Genomic DNA, 15,442 nt, shown 5'->3' with positions numbered 1-15,442 from the left:
GGCGGTGGAGAGGACCTCGGCATGACGAGAGCCCGGCGCATCGAGGTCGGGGCGACCGTCATGAAGAAGACGCGGGAGTGACGGGCAGAACCTGGGGGCAGGGCGGAGGGATGACGTCTGGCGCATCGCGTCACATGGCTCTGCTAGGCTCTCCGTCCCTTGAGGTCTCCCTGCTGACACGCAACACGACACGCGCCATTGGAGTGACGGGTACGGCCGTCCTGCTGTTCCTGCTGCCGTGGGTCATCTATGGCGGCGCCATCACCCAGCGCTACGGCCTGCGCGACGACTACGCCATCCTGCGCGAGGCGCGCGAGGAGCCGGGGAAGATCTTCCGGGTCTGCGCCGCCATGGGCCGCCCGCTGTACGGCTGGCTGCTGGAAGTGTCCACGCGCGCGGCCGTCGACATCGACGGGCTCAGCGGGCTGCGGATGCTGGCGGTCCTGGGGCTGGGGCTGCTGGGGGCCTCCGTCTTCCTGCTGTTGCGTCGGGAGGGCTGGCGCGCGACCCCCGCGGCCCTGCTCGCGACGCTCCTCACCGTCACGCCCTCCGCCCAGGTCGTCGCCACCTGGAGCATCTGTTGGCCCCAGGCCGTGGCCCTCGTCCTGGGCGTGGCGGCCTTCGCCCTGGCGCGGCGGGGGCTGGATGCGCCCTCCCGTGGCGGATGGCAGGGCGTGGCCTGGTGTCTGGGCGGCGTGGTGGCCATGGCGGCCGCGACGCTCATCTACCAGGTCAGTGGCCTGTTCTACGCCGTGCTGCTCGCGGCGGCGCTGGTGGTGCGCGAGGACACGGACCTGCGCGCCCCCGCGCGCTGGATGGCGCGGCACCTGTTCGTCATGGGCAGCGGGTTGGGCGTGGCGTACGTCCTCACCAAACTGTCCTTCGCGCTGGGCTACTTCACGCCGTCGCCGCGCATGGTGTTCGAGAAGCACCTCGTGGACAAGGCGGGCTGGTTCCTCGCGCACGTGCTGCCCAACGTGCTGGCCCTGAGCGCCCTCAACGACACGGACGCCGGGCCGCCGGGCGGCTACTGGCCCATGGTGGTCCTGACGCTGACAGTGGTGACGCTGGGTCTGCTCGTCGAGGGACTCCGCGCGGGCCGTGTCGGCGCGGCGAAGTGGCTCATCGGACTGGTCGTCCTGTCCGCCGCCGCGTACTCCGTCAGCTTCCTCGCGGGCGAGCGCTGGCCCACGTACCGCACCCTCTATGCCCTCGGCGGCGTGTGGAGCGTCTTCTTCGCCGCGTCGCTCTTGAAGCTGGGGAGCTGCTGGCCCACGCGCGGCCCACGCGTCGCCACCGCGCTGCTGGGCGTGTTCGTGGCGGTGAGCGCGGTGCTCGCGCACCAGCAGGCGTGGGAGCTGTTCGCGCTTCCGCAGGGGCGCGAGCTGGCGGTGATGGAGCAGGGCGCGAGCCAGCTCGGACCTGGCCTGAGGCCCCGCGTCTTCGTCCTCACCGCCCGGCAGCGCGACACCTCCGCGCCCCATCGCTACCTGGACGAGTTCGGCTCCGTGTCCGTGGACGCCGAGTGGGTGGCCAGGGAGATGCTCGAGGCGGTACTGCGGGAGCGCTTCCCTCGGGAGCGTGACGTGAGCCAGCTCTATCACCTCGCCGCGGCTTCGACCCTCTTCACCCCGGCCTACGACGTCCTCATCGACATGCGCGGGCGGCAGGCAGGCCCGTCACTTCCGTCCCCGCCGCCCGCCGAGCACACCCGCCGGCCGTAGTGCCGCCAGCGCATAGTCCACCACCGTCTCCGCGTACGCCTCGCTCAGTGGGGCCGTGCGCAGCAGCCAGCGGTGGTAGAGCGGCCCGACGAGCAGCTCGACGGCGACGTCCAGGTCGACGCCCTTCGCGACCTGGCCCGCGCGCTGGGCACTGCGCAGCCGGTCCTTGATCGCTTCCAGATGGGGCCGCAGCACTTCGTCCACGAACTGCTTCGCCAGGGCGGGGTCCGCCTGCGACTCGGCGGTCAGGGCGCGGGACGGCAGGTCGAAGCGCGGGTTGAGCAACTCCACGGCCGTGGCCCGCAGCACCGCCTTCAGGTCCGCCTCGATGTCTCCGGTATCGGGCAGCGCGGTGTCCTGGTCCGCACCGCTCAGCGCGACGAAGGCGTCCAGCACCACCGCGCCCTTGGAGGGCCACCAGCGATAGATGGTCTGCTTGCCGACGCCGGCCCGGGCGGCAATCGCCTCGATGGTCAGTCGGGCGTAGCCCAGCTCGCCTACCAGCTCGACGGTCGCCGAGAGGATGGCCTGCTGGGAGCGCCCGCTGCGGCGGGCTGCGTTCGGTGTCCGGGGCTCACTCATCGGGGAGGACCGTACCAACAGGCGGAACGGAACGTCTCGTCTTGACAGGGGAGGGTCTCGAGGGCGAAGGTTGGGCATGGCGAGACGGAACGTCTCGTCTCACCGCTACCCCGGAGAGATTCCATGCCCCGCGCGCATATCGCCATGGTCAGCATCCCCGCCCATGGGCACGTCAACCCGAGCCTGGAGGTCATCCGCGAGCTGGTCGCCCGGGGCCACCGGGTCACCTACGCCAACGACGCCTCGTTCGCGGACCGCATCCGGGGAACGGGCGCCGAGCTGGTGCCGTACACCTCGACTCTTCCCCGCGAGGGCACCGCCAACGAAGCCTGGCCGGAGGACACCATCTCCCAGCTCGACGTGTTCCTCCAGGACGCGCGCGCGGTGTTGCCGCAGCTCCGCGCCGCCTACGAGAAGGACCGCCCCGACCTCTTCCTCTACGACATCGCCGGCTACGTGGCGCGCATCCTGGCGGAGAACTGGGAGCGGCCCGCCATCCAGCTCTCTCCGGCCTTCGTCGCCTGGGACGGCTATGAGCAGGACATGGCGCCCATGGTGGAGGCCTTGAAGGCGGACCCTCGCGGCGTTGACTACTACCAGCGGTTCTCCTCCTGGCTGGCGGAGAATCGCGTCGCCGAGACGGACTCCAACCTCTTCGTCGGCCGCCCACGGCGCTCGCTCGTGCTCATCCCCCGTGCCATGCAGCCGAACGCGGACCGGGTGGACCCCACGCGCTACACGTTCCTCGGCCCCTGCTTCGGAGACCGCTCGGACCAGGGCACGTGGAAGCGTCCGGCCGGGGTGGAGAAGGTGCTGCTCATCTCCCTGGGCTCGGCGTTCACCCAGCAGCCCGACTTCTACCGGGCCTGTCTGGCCGCCTTCGGTCACCTGCCGGGCTGGCACGTGGTGATGCAGATTGGCAGGCACGTCGACCCCGCCGTGCTCGGCGAGCTCCCCGCCAACTTCGAGGTGCACCCCTGGGTGCCGCAGCTCTCGGTCCTGGCGCAGGCCAACGCCTTCATCACCCACGCGGGGATGGGCGGCACCCAGGAGGGGTTGTTCTGCGGGTTGCCCATGATTGCCGTGCCGCAGGCCGCCGACCAGTTCGCCAATGCCGACCGGCTGGTCGAGCTCGGCGTCGGCGTGCGGCTCGACACCGCGCAGGCCACCCCGGAGGCGCTGCGCGGGGCCCTGCTCCAGCTGACGGGTGATGCCCGCGTCACGGCTCGCCTTGCCGCCATCCGAAAGGAGCTTCGCGAGGAAGGCGGAGCCGCGCGGGCGGCCGACCTCATCGAGGCGGAGCTGCCCCCGCGACGGTGACGGAGCCCCTCTCGGGGAGCCGACCGGGCCCGGGAGGGAGCTGCGGGTATTCCGCCATTGAACGGCGCAACCGGCGCCTGTACATGCTGCCGCGAACAGGGGGCAGGATGACGAGCGCGAGCGGCAGTGACAGCGGCATTCAGTTCCCGTCCAGCCCGGACGGGCGACGCAGTACGACGGAGACCGCGCGGGCCGTCTTCGAGGCGGCCTTCGAGGCCACGGGCGCCGGGTCCTCGCGAGAGCTGCGCGCGGAGCGGCGCTGGCGCGAGCGCTACCCGCATTACGTGCGGCAGTTGGTCGAGCATTCGCTGGAGAGTCCCGAGAAGGCCATCGCCATCGCGCGTGCCGGCCTGGACGCGACGCGGCGCGCCTTCCAGTTCTGGCGTGACGGGCAGCCGCTCACCGTCGACGCGGCGATGGCCACGCCCTCGGCGGAGGGCTTCCGCACCGCGACGCTCGAAGGGCGGGACCGCTCGGCGCCCGCGACGTGGGAGGTGCCGTACCGGGGGCAGAGCCTCTCCGGTGACACGCTCCTGCGGCAACTGGACGCGTGGGAGCGCGCGGGGGTAATGGAGCCCTCGCATGCCGAGGCCCTCCGACTGGTACAGCGCAACCCGGACTGGCTGGACCTCTCCGACCGGACGATGGTGCTGCTCGGCGCGGCCTCGGAGGCGGGCCCGTTTCCATGGCTGATGCGCTGGCGCGCGAATGTGGCCGCCGTGGACCTCCAGCGTCCCCGCGTGTGGCAGCGGCTCGTCGAGCTCACGTCCACGGGCAATGGCCGGCTCCTGGCACCCGTGGCCTCCAAGGCTCCGGCCGGGGAGGGTGCCGAGTACGTGCGCGCCGAGGCGGGCGCGGACCTGCTCACCCAGACGCCGGAGCTCGCCGCCTGGCTGCGCTCCCTTTCCGGGGACCTGGACGTGGCCTCGCTCGCCTACCTCGACGGTGAGCGGCACGTGCGCGTGTCGGTGGCGATGGATGCCCTCGTGACGGCGCTCACGGAGGCGCGGCCGGGCACCTCGCTCGCGTACATGGCGACGCCGACGGACGTGTTCGCCGTGCCCGAGGAAGTCACGCTCGCGGCGACCTCACGCTACGGACAGCGGGCGGCGCTCGGGCGTGTCGCACAGGCGGCGCTGCGCGGCGTGAGCCGTGGCGCCCTGTACCAGCCGAACGTCTGCCGAATCATCGAGAGCAGCAATGGCCAGCGCTACGGCACGGTGGACTGCATCGTCCTGCAGCAGGGGCCGAACTACGCCCTGGCCAAGCGGCTGCAACAGTGGCGCGCCATCGTCTCGCGAGCGGCAGGGCAGCGCGTGTCCATCAACGTCGCGCCGTCCACCGCGACGCACTCGGTGGTCAAGAACCCGCTGCTGGCCGCCGGCTTCCGGGGGGCCTCCGCCTTCGGTGTGGAGATCTTCGAGCCCGCGACCACCAACGCGCTGATGGCGGCGCTGTGGGTGCATGACCTGCGCAACCCGGCGGCGCTCTCGGACCCACGGGTGCCGCTGCGGCACCCCCTGGAGCTCATCATGCAGGGCGCCAACCACGGCGGCATGTGGCGCCTGCCGTACCTGACGCGCTCGGTGCTGCCACTGGCCGCGCTGACCGGCTTCACGCGGCGTTCCATGTACTGAGCGCGGTTCAGGGACAGGCAGCGGAGTCGAACCGTCCCTCCTTCACCACAGCAGCGCTCCGTACGCGGCGATCGCCGTCGCGACTCCTCCCAGGAACAGGAAGATGCCCGCGCTCGCGATGCGTCCGCATGCAAGCAGGCGAGACCTGCGCAGCTCACCGAACTGCTCGTCCGTCCCCACCCAGGCGAGCACGGGCCGCAGAGTCATGACGAACAACACCGCGGAGAGCAGGAACGCGATGGCGGGAAGGAGCGTGAGCACCCGCCAGGTCTTCCCGATGCTCTCCAGCCCCAGGAAACTCAGCACCGTGAAGTGAATGGCGACAGCGCCCGTGCTCGTCGAGAGCATGGTCGTCCCGAACGTGCGCAGCAGCGCCGCCGACCCCTTGCGTGTCTCCTGGACCTCGTCATGCATCCAGCCACCGGGCGACGGCGAGGCGTCCGCCGGGGGACCACCTGCGCCGGGAGCCACGGGGCGAGCCGGGGCCGGCCCAGGGTCGGCTGCCGCCGCGACGCTCTCCACCTGGACATCCAGGATGCGCTCGCCGCCGGAAACCGGGAGCTGGAACGTCACCTCGGCGGGCTCGCCGGAGAGGGGACACGCCAGCGTCAGTGTCCAGAGCGCGGGCTCTGTCCCGCTCGAGCTCCCTCCAAAAAAGAGGGGCTGAGGCTCCACCGTCAGGGTCAGCCCCACCGAATGGGTCTTGTGGCATGCGGGGCAGACCGTGGGCAGTCTGAGGGCTCGTTGCTGCTTGCACTGCGCCACGCTTCCCGCGTCTCCCATTTCAGCCTCCGACATGGAGAGAGTGCTGGACGGCCCGGTGTGACGCGCACGGGGCGGGGGCGGCTTCGCACGCCGGGTCGGGTCTGGGCCGTCCGTGCCCCGGCCAACCTCTCTGGCGGCCAGCGAGAAGAGGCGTCCAGGCCCATGGGTTTCGGCTGGAGGAGGCTTCCCATGGCACACGTCCGCACGCCGGAGCCGCAGTCGAGGTCCGGGGCCGCCCTCCAACTCCTGCTGGCCAGCGCCGACACGCTTCGACCGCTCCTGGACGGCGGGCTCGCGCCGGAAGCGGCGTGGGACGCGCCCAGACCCAAGAAGCTCCCCCGGCGGGCCGAGGTGCCGTCACTCGCGAGGACGGATGCCCATCCGAACGACCTGCCGGCGCAGCGGTGGGGCGTCATCGCCCCGGAGGGCACCGAGGGCGAGGCCCTGCTCCAGGCCGTGGCTCCCCTCATTCAATACAGGGAGCGAGAGCAGGGAGCGCCCGCGTACCGCTACTTCGTCCCCGCGGACCAGGACGCGGCGGCGGCGGTGCGCTGGCGGGATGAGGTCTACCGCGCCGAGGCGGTCCCCGAGGAGGAGCGGCCGAGGTACCTCCTGCTCCTGGGGGACCTGCACCAGGTCTCCATCGAGCTCCAGCACGTGCTGGCCCATGGCGCCTTCGTCGGCCGGCTCCACATCGCGCAGCGCTCGGGCCTGCCGGACCTCGGGGGCTACACCGCCTATGCGGAGAAGGTGGTGGCCTTCGAGACGGAAGCCGCCGTGAAGGAAGCACCCGACGTCCTGCTCTACACCGCGCCCGACGGCTCGGCCGCCACGACGCTGGGCCAGACGCTGCTGGTCGGGCCCTGCCAGAAGGAGGTGGAGACGCGGTGGCGGATGAAGCGCCCGGGAATGGGCCTCCAGGTCCTCTCGGATGCGCAGGCGGGCCTGGAGGCGCTCTTGCGCGCGGCGGGCGCGGCCCGCTCGGGCGTGATGCTCTCGGTGAGCCATGGCCTCGGGCAGCCCTCCCAGGGGTGGGCCTCGGCGGAGGCGCAGCGGGCTCTGCAAGGCGCGCTCAACCTCGGGGCCGGACAGGTGCTCTCCGCGAACCTGCTCCGCGGCACGCCGTTCCTCCCCGGGGGGATGTGGTTCTGCCTCGCGTGCTTCGGAGCCGCCACGCCTTCGAGCAGCTTGTTCCATTCCTGGCTGTCCATGCTCGCCAAGCGGCCGGCGGACGCGGCCCAGCTCCAGGACGTGCTGAGGAGCCTGCCCAGGCCCGGAGAGCGGCCCTTCCTGGCCGCGCTGCCCCAGGCCGCGCTGGCCAACCCGCGGGGACCGCTGGCCATCATCGGTCACAGCGACCTGGCCTGGATGTTCAGCTTCGCCGAAATCGAAGGCTCATCCCGGAGCCGCGCCTCGCGCATCAGCTCCGTGCTGGAGGTGATGGCGAACGGGAGCCGCGCGGGTGTCGCGCTCGAGGCGTTGATGCAAATCTACCGGGACGTGAACGACGGCCTGATGGCGGACTACCAGACCCGGCAGGATGCGCTCCTCGAGGGACGGCCGGACCCGGTCGAGCCGGAGCGGCATGGTTACCGTTGGATGCTCCGCAACGACCTCCGGGGCTACATCCTGCTGGGAGACCCCGCGGCGCGACTGTCACTCCGGAGCGCCACGGCCTGAGACGGGACGCGCAGGTGGTCGCGCTCGCACTGCTCATAGCCCTGCCACGCCTTCGCCGGGCCCTCCTTGAGATAGGTTTGACGCATGGCGGGGGAAAGGCAGTGGGTATTCCGCTCCGCGAGCTCCCGAGGGAGCATCTGGGAGGTGGGCGTCTCCTCCGGCAGGGTCCAGAGCCTCGCGGTCTTGTCCCAGGAGGCCGTGACGATGAACCGGCCATCCGGGCTGAACGCGGCGGAGCGGACCGGGCCCTCGTGGCCTTTCAGCACGTGAGGCTGTCCCTGTTCGTCGGTCCGCCACACCCGCGCGGTCTTGTCCCAGGACGTCGTAACGATGAGCTGGCCTTTCGGGCTGAACGCGGCGGACAGGACTGGACCCTCGTGCGGGAACTCGTGGAGCGGCTCCGAGCGACCTTCCTCCCACACCCGCGCCTTTCCGTCCTGCGACGCCGTGACGATGAACCGGCCATTCTCATGCTGGCTGAACTTCGCGGAGGCGACCGGGCCCTTGTGAAGGAAGACGCTTCTCTCCTTCCACTCACCGGACCGCTGCTCCCACACCCGCGCGGTCTTGTCTCGCGACGCCGTGACGATTCGCTGGCCGTCCGGACTGAAGGCGACGGAGGTGACCGGGCCTGTGTTCACCTTGTCGAGCACGTAGGAGGGTCCCCGTCCCTCGGCCCACCACATCTGTGCTCCATCCTGCGAGGCGGTAACGATGCGCTTCCCATCCGGGCTGATGGCCGCGGAGTGGACCGGCCCCGCCTGTTCCGGGAGCGGCTGTCCCACGGAGAAGTGCCCCGAGCCATCCGCCTGCCACACCCGAACCGGCGCGCTCCGGTCCCTGGAGGTCGTGACGATGCGCTGCCCATCCTGACTGATTGCCACTGAGGTCAGTGCGCTCGCGGACCTCGGCAGCTCCTCCAGCATCCGGGGTGAGGGCTCGGTTTGCCATATCCGCACCACACCGTCCCGGGATGCCGTGACGAGCTTTCCGTTCTGGGTAAACGCGGTGGCGACGACCGACTGCTCGTGCTCCATGCCCATGGTGACGAGGGGCTGCTTCATTCTGTCGGTGTGCCACACCCGCGCGGACCCATCTTGCGAGGCCGTGACGATGCGCTGGCCGCCCGGGCTGAAGGCGGCGGAGGTGACCGGGCCCATGTGCCCCTCGAGGGCCATGAGCATGACGGCGGTGTCCGAGTCCCTGACCTGCCACACGCGCGCGGTTCCGTCCTGTGAGGCGGTGACGATGCGCTGCCCATCCAGGCTGAAGGCCGCGGACTGGACCGGCCCCGCGTGTCCCGAGAGTGTCTGCCGCGCGGAGAATCGCCCCGAGCCATCCGCCCGCCACACCTGGGCGGTTCCGTCCTGCGAGGCGGTGACGATGCGCTTCCCATCCGGGCTGAAGGCCGCGGACTGGACCGGCCCCGCGTGTCCCGCGAGTGTCTGCCGCACGGAGAAGCGCCCCGAGCCATCCGCCCGCCACACCTGCGCGGTCTGGTCCCACGAAGTGGTGACGATGCGCTGGCCGCCCGGGCTGAAGGCGGCAAAGTTGATTCGCCCATGGCGCAGCACCTGGAGGGGCGTCTTGGTGTCCTCGATCCTCCACACCCGTGCGCTCCCATCCCGGGACGCTGTGAGGAGGCGCTTGCCATCCCGGCTGAGACTGGCGGAGCGGACCGAGCCTTTGTGAGGAAAGTCGCGCGCCTCCCACTCACCGGAGGACCGCTGCTCCCACACCCGCGCGGTCTCGTCTCGCGATGCCGTGACGATGAACCGGCCCTCCTCATCCTGGCTGAACTGTGCGGAGGTGACCGGGCCATTGTGCCTCCCCACCAACTGAGCCTCCTCTCTGCCATCCGTCCACCACACCATGACGGTTCCGTCGTCCGAGGCCGTGACGATGCGCTGGCCATTCGGGCTGAAGGCCGCCGCGTTGAACGACTCGCCGCTGAGGCCCTGGAGCGTCATCTCCAGGAAGTTTGAATCCAGGGCCTCCTGGGCGAGCGCAGGCCAGTCCTCGAGGGTCTCCGGGTGCTTGACCTCGGCGAGCAGCTTCGCCGCCATCGCGGGCTGCCCCCGCTGCATCTGCTCCCGTGCCCCCGCCATGAGGGACTGGTTGATGGCCTGCTCCTCGCTCGCCTGCGCCAGCGCCTGGTTCGCCTCCGCCTCGCGCCGGGCCCACAGTCCATAGAGGAACAGGCCCACCATCATCAGGGCCACGCCGGCCGCCGCCGTCGTGATGATGACCAGCTTGCGCCGGGCCACGCGCTCCTGCCGGCGCCTCCGGGCCTCCGTCTGACGATCGCGAGCCGCCTTCTCCTGTTTCTGCCGCTCCAGCTTGAGCTCCAGCACCTTCTTCGCCAGCCAGTCGTGTCCCAGCTCGAAGTAGCGGCCTCCCTCGTGCTGCTCCGCGTGCAGGACCGCCGACCGCTCCAGGCTGTTCAGCACCGGCGCCGCGGCGCCCTGAGGGAGCGCGGCATCCGCCTGCTGCTGCGTGAGCAGCGTCCGGCTTCCATCCCTGGCGACCAGATGCTCCTCCAGCAGCATCAGCGCGGCCGGCTTCAGGGGGCCCAGCGAGTCCAGCGTCGCGTCCAGGTAACGGTGCAGGATGGGCTCCGCCTCCACCAACCCAACCATGCCCGCGCTGGTCCGCCGTTCCTCCCAGAGGGCGCGGCAGACAATCTGCGCGAAGGCCGCCTGGACCTCGGCCTCGTCCGTGGCGGACTGCCCGGCCGTCCGCATCTGGAGCATCAGCTCCCGGAGCTCCTCACTGCTCCATTGCTGGTGGGGTACTCCCGTGGCCGCCAGCCGGCACGCCACCGGGGCCATCTCCTTCACCGTGAGCGGCCCCAGACGGAACCCCGGGTCGTGCAGCGCCCGGTGACCGCGAGCCCGGTCCTGGAAGCGCCCCAGGTAGTCCTCTCGCAGCGCCAGGACCATCTGCAGTCCCCGCACGGGCGCGCGCGCGAGCGTCTCCAGCCCATCGAACAGCTCGCGCAGTTGCTCGGGAGAGCGATTCGACAGGAGCAACTGTTCGAGCTGGTCCAGGTAGATGAGGATGGGCCGCTCCGAACGCCGCTCCGCCAGCCGGATGGCCTCGCCGAGCAACTCGTGCGGGCCCAGCTCCTCGGGAGTCTTGCCCAGCTCGAGGTCCACGAACATGTCCCGGGCCAGTCGCTCGAGGGGGGCTTCGCCGGCCAGCCAGCCATCGACGCGGACGGTGCGGAAGCCGTGCCGCGCCTTCAGCAGGGGAATGACCGAGGCCTGCATCAACGAGGACTTGCCCGAGCCGGAGGGGCCGAAGAGCATGACGCAGGGGTGGGCGAGGATGCGGTTCATCAGCTTCCGGGCGGTGTCCTCGCGGCCGAAGAAGCGGTCCTGGTCCGCCGCCCGGAAGGGTTGGGGGCCAGGGAACGGATTGAGGACCGCGTCGCCATTCATGTTCACACCTGCTCCTGGGCCGCCGCGCTCAAGGGCCTCAGCATGTCCGTGGCGCTCAGCTCCAGCGTCTGCACTCCCTCCCGGGCGGAGGGGATCCTCCCGCGCGCCCACAACTCCTGCTCCGCCTCACCGGGCTCCAGGACGACCAGGCTTCCGCTCGGCAGCGGGCGCTCGCCGAAGAGCCGGTAGAGCAGGATCCGGTGCTGCCAGGTCAGCATCGACAGGCCCATGATGAGGGCAGGGCGCATGTTCAGCTGCCCCATCAGCGAGTCCGCGAGGTCGAGCGGCAGCATGCGCTCCAGCTTGCGGATGCCCCGCAGATAGTCGTCCTCCGTGAGGAGGGGACGCATGTACTTGTCCGGTGGCAGGTAGCCGGAGTACAGCCGGAGCACGATGACGTGCTGCTGCGGGTTGATCTCGGGCAGCTGCCGGACTTTCTCCCAGCGGGTGTCTCCCCCCTCGCGCCGTAGCACCGTCACCTGGCTGCCGCCCGGCCCAGGCGGATGGATGACATAGAGCGTGAGCTCCGGCCGCTGCTCGGCGAGGGCCAGCTCCAGCCTGGGAAGCCGCAGCAGTGTGATGTGGACGCCGGGCGTGAGCTTCCGTGCCAGCACGTCGATGAGCGGCAGTGCGGCGGTGTGCCCGAAGACCTCCTGGATCTCGAAGTCCAGCTCCTGCTCCTCGAAGTGCAGCTCATAGTGCTGTGCGAGGGCGCTCAGGGACAGTCCAGTGGGGATGGGCCCCACCTTCTTGACGAGGGCCTGGCGGAGCCGCTCGCTGAAGCCGTCCATCACGCCCTGCTCGTCCTTCCAGCGGTCTCCCAGCACGAGCGAGAAGGGCTGGAGCAGCAGCTTGTGCAGGGCGGGGGCGGGCGTGTCGGCCCGGGGCACCGAGGCGCTGGGGAGCGGCGGGGCGATGTGCTGGACCTGGAAGTCGAACAGGATGGAGTCGCTGCCGCGCAGGTACAGCACCGGCGAGAAGGCCTCGGCGCTGTGCCTGAATCCGTCGAGCACCCCCCGCCTCGCCTCATTGAGGCTGAGGGCGACATCGCCTCGCCGCGAGCCCGCGCCGGTGAGGCTCCGGTAGAATGTCCGCGAGCAGGCCCGGGCGATGTCGGTCTTGACGGGCCAGAGGTGGGCGATGACCGCGTCGGCGCCACTGCGCACGAGCCACTCCGCCGCGCTGGCCAGGGCCCCAGGCCTGGCGCCCTCGCACGCCTCGAGCACGATGAGGCGCAGGTATCTGCAAAAGCCCTCCTTGAGCTGCTGGGCCAGCAGCTCCACCTCGGTCCATTTCTCCTCGCCGTCTTCATCCGCCAGCCGGAGCAGGGGCACCCCCTCCGAGTTCACGGTTCCGTGTCCGATGAAGTGGATGACGTGGGGGATGGGCCCTCGCTTCATCCGTTCGGAGATCTGGGAGAAGCGGGCGCGCGGGCCCACCAGGGGATCGAGCCATTCGACCTCTCCCGCGGTGATGCGCTCCTCGAGCGCGCCCCGCAGCCCCGACAGGTCGCTCCCCTCCGAAGGCGCAATCACCAGGATCCGGACGGCACCCGTCACCTCGCGAGGCGCCCAGGGCTCCTTCGACCTCACGCCTCTCGCCAGGAGTACGTCCGCCGAGTTGCCAAGGAAGCCCACGGTCGTGTCGGGCTCACAAAGCGCCTCCCAGGGGAAGGCCTGGAGTGAGGCATCGCGACCGAGCATCAACCGCAGGAGGAGCGGCCTTTTTTGCGCCGCTTCCCTCAGCCGCAGCAGGACGCCTTGGGTGTCATCACAGAAGAGGGCCCGGTGGAGTGCCTGGGCTTGATGCAGCGAGTCCCCCAGCGGCTGTGCGCGCGCCGCGGCGTCCTGGACCTGCTGGGCAAACAGGCCCAGTTTCTCGGCGGCGAGCTCCGGGCCAAACGAGCGCGGTTCGGTCTGCTCGCTTCGGCTGCCCGTGGTCCTGGCTCGAATCTCGGCCCCTACACACTCGATGTCTATCTGCAGCCAGTCTCTCGCGGACACGCTTCCCCCTCTCGAAAGGCAGAGTGGCTGGCTGAAGTGTGTGACGAAGGGGCACTTCATTCGCACCGGGCCCTCCTGTTAAACAGCCCGCCTCACCGAGGTAGGAACCCATGCGATTCCCGTTCTCCCACTTCCCCCTCGCCCTGTGTGCGCTGCTCACGGGCACTGGCTGCACCACCACCGGCCCGAGCCGGGCCCAGGAAGTGCTGCTCAAGCGGCCGCCCGCCGTGTTCGTGAAGGAGCGCACCGCGTCCCTCTCTCCGCGTCCCGCTGGCTGCGCCGTGGAGTTCGTGAAGCAGGACCTGACGGGCGCGCGTCACACCCGCCGGGTGGCCAGGCTCGAGCTCTCGGGGTCGGGGCTCGACCGGCAACAGGCCGAGAAACTCCTGAGCGAGAATGCCTGCCGGGTGGGCGCGGAGCGGGTCTTCATCGAGTCCGAGGAGTACGGGCGTCAGGGAGAGCGTGACGAGGTGGAGGCGATTGCCTTTGCCTTCGACACGCCCGTGCAGATTTCACATTCGGGCATTCTCGCCAACCTCGCCTCCAAGCCACCGGACTGCCGCCTCGCCATCCTGCGCACGAAGCAGCCCGAGGCGCGCTACCAGGAGCTCGCCGGGCTCCACCTGAAGCTGGAGTCGCATTTCCAGACTGGAGGCTCCAACCACCAGGTGCGCGCCATGCAGGAGCTGCGGGCCGCGGCGTGCCACCTCGGCGCCGACGCCGTCCTCATCACCCAGGAGAGCTACGACATGCCCACGCTGGGCTCCGTCGTGTCGGGCACCGCCATCGTCTTCGACGAGAACCTCCGCCGCGAGGCACCGAAGAACCCCGACGCGCACACGCTGTAGCCGCCCCCGACGTACCGCGGCCCGCCCTGGTGGGTGCCGGGACGGGCCGCACGCCGAAGCGGAGTCAGCGCGGCGTGAGCTTGAGCAGCTTGCCGTCGGAGTCGTCGGTGAGCACGTAGAGCGCGCCCTCGGGGCCCTGGACGACCTCGCGGATGCGGGCATCCAGGTCCGTGAGCAGCCGCTCCTCCCCCACGACGCGGTCGTCCTTCATCACCAGCCTCACCAGCGCCTGACTGGAGAGGCCGCCGATGAACACGTTGTCGCGCCACTCGGGGAAGAGGTCCCCGGAGTAGATGGTCATCCCCGACGGGGAGATGACCGGGTCCCAGTAGTACACGGGCTGCTCCATGCCCGGGCCCTGGGTGCTCTCGTGGATGCGCTTGCCGGAGTACTCCTCGCCGTAGCCGATGGTGGGCCAGCCGTAGTCCTTGCCGGCCTCGGGGCGGTTGAGCTCGTCACCCCCGCGCGGGCCCATCTCCACAATCCAGAGGCGCTGCTGCGCGTCCAGCGCCGCGGACAGGATGTTGCGGTGGCCCAGGGACCAGATCTCCGGCCGGGCTTCCTTGTTGCCAAGGAAGGGGTTGTCCTTCGGCACCGAGCCATCCGGGTTGATGCGGACGATCTTCCCGAAGTGGCTCTTCAAGTCCCGGGCCTGGACCCGGCCAGCGAGGATGGAGCGCTCACCGAGCATGACGAGCAGCTTGCTGTCGGGTGTGAATACGAGGCGTCCGCCCGCGTGCAGCGTCGACTCCAGCGTGGGTTGCATGCGGAAGATGATCTTCAGGCCCTCCACGCGAGGCTTCGCGCCGTCCACGAGCCGCGCGCGCGCCACCGCCAGGCCATTGCCGCCCTCGCGGGGCTCGTAATAGGTCCAGTAGATGAGGCGGCTCTGGGCGTAGTCGGGCCCCACCTCCACGTCGAGCAGGCCTCCCTGGCCACGCCCATCCACGCGCGGCAGTCCCGCGACGGCCGGTGACTTCTTGCCCTCGGGCGTGACGATGTAGAGCGCGCCGGTCGGCTTCTCCGTCACCAGCATGCGCTGGTCCGGCAGGAAGGCGATGGCCCAGGGCCTGTTGAAGCCGGAGGCAACCTCGGTGACCTGGAAGGCCGTGCGCGTCTGGACGGCCGGCGCCCGCGTCTGCCCCGGGAAGGCGGGCTTGAACTCAGGCACGTTGGGCGGCGCCGTCTCGACAGGTGCACCCGTGGGGTTGGGCCCCTGTCGGGGCACCGACTGCTGGCTGCCTTCCGCGCGGCCGGGGGCAAGGTTGCCGCTCTGCCCGGAGGGCGGGCTGGCGGTCTGGCCATGGGCCAACCCCAGCCCGGACAGGACGGCGGCAAGGCCAACGCTCTTCATCAACGCGCGCATCAGGCTGTCTCCACGGAGTTCGAGGGGATGGAGAGCAGATAAGCACGGCGGGGCCGGCTTGCCGCATTGTCGGA

At 70.5% G+C, this 15,442-nt stretch carries 10 protein-coding genes; 5 read left to right on the top strand and 5 right to left on the bottom strand.

Annotation, left to right across the window (positions count from 1 at the left end; genetic code table 11):
- Nucleotides 1-134: 134 nt before the first annotated feature.
- Nucleotides 135-1,724: a glucosyltransferase domain-containing protein gene (locus G4D85_RS40250; protein WP_164019564.1), complete on the top strand. Its 1,590-nt coding sequence runs from the start codon at nt 135-137 to the stop codon at nt 1,722-1,724.
- Here the strand turns inward: G4D85_RS40250 and G4D85_RS40245 are convergent.
- Nucleotides 1,680-2,306 carry a TetR/AcrR family transcriptional regulator gene (locus tag G4D85_RS40245; RefSeq protein WP_164019563.1) on the bottom strand — a complete coding sequence of 209 codons (627 nt, stop codon included), beginning with the start codon at nt 2,304-2,306 and terminating at the stop codon, nt 1,680-1,682. The genes G4D85_RS40250 and G4D85_RS40245 overlap by 45 nt on opposite strands.
- A gap of 123 nt (nt 2,307-2,429) precedes the next feature.
- Here G4D85_RS40245 and G4D85_RS40240 point away from each other — a divergent pair, with 123 nt between their 5' ends.
- Together G4D85_RS40240 and G4D85_RS40235 are read left to right on the top strand one after the other, a co-directional pair.
- A complete protein-coding gene (locus G4D85_RS40240; protein WP_164019562.1) occupies nt 2,430-3,626 on the top strand; it encodes a macrolide family glycosyltransferase in 1,197 nt (398 codons plus the stop codon).
- 107 nt (nt 3,627-3,733) lie between these two features.
- Nucleotides 3,734-5,263, top strand: a complete 1,530-nt coding sequence (locus tag G4D85_RS40235; RefSeq protein ID WP_164019561.1) for a hypothetical protein — start codon at nt 3,734-3,736, stop codon at nt 5,261-5,263.
- A gap of 42 nt (nt 5,264-5,305) precedes the next feature.
- Here the strand turns inward: G4D85_RS40235 and G4D85_RS40230 are convergent, their stop codons facing one another.
- Nucleotides 5,306-5,956, bottom strand: a complete 651-nt coding sequence (locus G4D85_RS40230; protein WP_205525913.1) for a hypothetical protein — start codon at nt 5,954-5,956, stop codon at nt 5,306-5,308.
- 261 nt (nt 5,957-6,217) lie between these two features.
- Between G4D85_RS40230 and G4D85_RS40225 the strand changes: the two genes are divergently transcribed.
- Complete coding sequence (locus tag G4D85_RS40225; protein WP_164019559.1) at nt 6,218-7,708, top strand: hypothetical protein; 1,491 nt, start codon at nt 6,218-6,220, stop codon at nt 7,706-7,708.
- On the opposite strand, the gene G4D85_RS40220 is transcribed toward G4D85_RS40225, so the two are convergent.
- Together G4D85_RS40220 and G4D85_RS40215 are read right to left on the bottom strand one after the other, a co-directional pair.
- The gene (locus G4D85_RS40220; protein ID WP_164019558.1) at nt 7,651-11,151 is read right to left on the bottom strand and encodes an nSTAND1 domain-containing NTPase; all 3,501 of its coding nucleotides are present in this window, start codon (nt 11,149-11,151) and stop codon (nt 7,651-7,653) included. The genes G4D85_RS40225 and G4D85_RS40220 overlap by 58 nt on opposite strands.
- 2 nt (nt 11,152-11,153) lie before the next feature.
- Entirely contained in the window at nt 11,154-13,154 is a 2,001-nt protein-coding gene (locus tag G4D85_RS40215) for a CHAT domain-containing protein (protein ID WP_164019557.1), read from the bottom strand.
- Between the two features lie 110 nt (nt 13,155-13,264).
- On the opposite strand from G4D85_RS40215, the gene G4D85_RS40210 reads away from it, so the two are divergent.
- The gene (locus G4D85_RS40210) at nt 13,265-14,002 is read left to right on the top strand and encodes a hypothetical protein (protein WP_164019556.1); all 738 of its coding nucleotides are present in this window, start codon (nt 13,265-13,267) and stop codon (nt 14,000-14,002) included.
- 64 nt (nt 14,003-14,066) lie between these two features.
- Here G4D85_RS40210 and G4D85_RS40205 read toward each other — a convergent pair whose 3' ends face one another.
- Nucleotides 14,067-15,368 carry a PQQ-dependent sugar dehydrogenase gene (locus G4D85_RS40205; RefSeq protein WP_164019555.1) on the bottom strand — a complete coding sequence of 434 codons (1,302 nt, stop codon included), beginning with the start codon at nt 15,366-15,368 and terminating at the stop codon, nt 14,067-14,069.
- Nucleotides 15,369-15,442: the final 74 nt, after the last annotated feature.

It is taken from the genome of Pyxidicoccus trucidator (assembly GCF_010894435.1).
Classification (GTDB): Bacteria; Myxococcota; Myxococcia; order Myxococcales; family Myxococcaceae; genus Myxococcus; species Myxococcus trucidator.
The sequence above is the reverse complement of the archived record's forward strand: the minus strand, read 5'-3'. Positions and strand labels throughout refer to the sequence as shown.